The sequence below is a fragment of the Paenibacillus terrae genome, assembly GCF_005217525.1.
In the GTDB taxonomy this organism is placed as follows: domain Bacteria; phylum Bacillota; class Bacilli; order Paenibacillales; family Paenibacillaceae; genus Paenibacillus; species Paenibacillus terrae_C.
On record NZ_PNXQ01000012.1, the window covers coordinates 209,516 to 210,950 of the forward strand.

The 1,435-nt window shown below is 45.2% G+C and carries 1 protein-coding gene; it reads right to left on the reverse strand.

Going from position 1 to position 1,435, the window contains the following annotated elements; genetic code table 11:
- Positions 1–235: 235 nt before the first annotated feature.
- A protein-coding gene (locus tag C1I60_RS11025; RefSeq protein ID WP_137061757.1) for an IS3 family transposase occupies positions 236–1,356 on the reverse strand; the annotation gives its coding sequence in 2 pieces (ribosomal slippage) (positions 236–1,107 and positions 1,107–1,356; 1,122 coding nt in all).
- Positions 1,357–1,435: the final 79 nt, after the last annotated feature.

Below are 1,435 nucleotides of genomic sequence, written 5' to 3' on the forward strand. Positions count from 1 at the left end.
CTCCAACTTGGACTAAGCTTAAACAATATACATTTCAATCCACGCACTCAGATAGAGTGCGACTCTGCCACGATTACCATCCTCTCTAAATCTCCAATTTCAATCCACGCACTCAGATAGAGTGCGACTTTCGCATTATCACCAAAAAGGGAAAGCTGATCGATTTCAATCCACGCACTCAGATAGAGTGCGACAGCAAAAAGCTCAGAACTTGGATTGGATTGTCAACAGTAAATCAAACAACTTTTTTAAGGGCTTCAAGGCGATATTGAACAGGCGTCATGTAGCCTAAAGTTCCATGAATACGATGTTGGTTGAACCAATGGACATAATCGTATAATTCCAGTTCTAGATGACCAAGACTCTGAAAGTTCATCTGGTTCACGAACTCCGTTTTTATGATCTTATAGGTGGCTTCAGCCACGGCGTTGTCATACGGACAGCCTTTCGCGCTCAGCGATCGACCGATTTCAAACGTCTCTAACAGCTCATCCATCCTGTGATTTTTAAACTCGCTGCCTCGGTCGGTATGAAACCACTGAATCTGACGCAGATCGCCTTTCACGGTCGCAAAAGCCTGGGAGACCAACGCTGCGTCCTTATGGGGACCTGCACTATGGCCAATGATCTCTCGATTGAACAAATCAATCAGCACGCAAATATAGTGCCACTCGTTCCGCACCTTCACATAGGTTAGGTCACTGACTACCACGCGTTTGCTTTCCGTTTGGTTAAACTCGCGGTTCAGTGTATTGGCTGTAGCGGCTTCATTACAAGCGGTTTTATGCGGCTTATATTGTACCACCGTGTAGGTTGAAACCAGTCCCTGTTCTTTCATGATACGGCCGATTCGACGCCTGGAAACGATGAGTCCTCGCTCATGAAGCTTCGCTTTGATTTTTCGGGTACCATACGCTCTTCGATTTTTCTGAAAAATGTCCACAATGGCTATGGTCACCTTGTCTTCCGGCGATGGTTCGCTTGCTTCATAGTAAAACGTACTTCTTGCGATTTGCAGGACGTCACACATTGCTGATACCGAGTATTTATCACGGTTATTCTGGATGATAGCTACTTTCGTCCCATGATCAGCGCGGCTTGCTTTAAAATATCGTTCTCCATTTGGAGGCGTTGAACTTCTTTCTGTAGAGTAAGTAGCTCATTTTCTTCTGGCGAGCGATTGTCCTTCTCTGAAAACGAACCTGTCGTCTGGCCTTGTTTAATCCAGCGATCCAACGCCGAGGCAGTAAGGCCATATTCCTCCACCAAATCCGCTCTGGACTTTCCGTTTTCATATAATAGCACCATTTGTTTCTTAAACTCTGCTGTAAACGTACGTCGTTGCTGTTTTGGCATTGTAGAGATTCGCTCCTTAGGATGATAGGTTTATTCTACAAGCCCTTATTTTTTCTGTCCAACTTAGTGTAGCCGATCC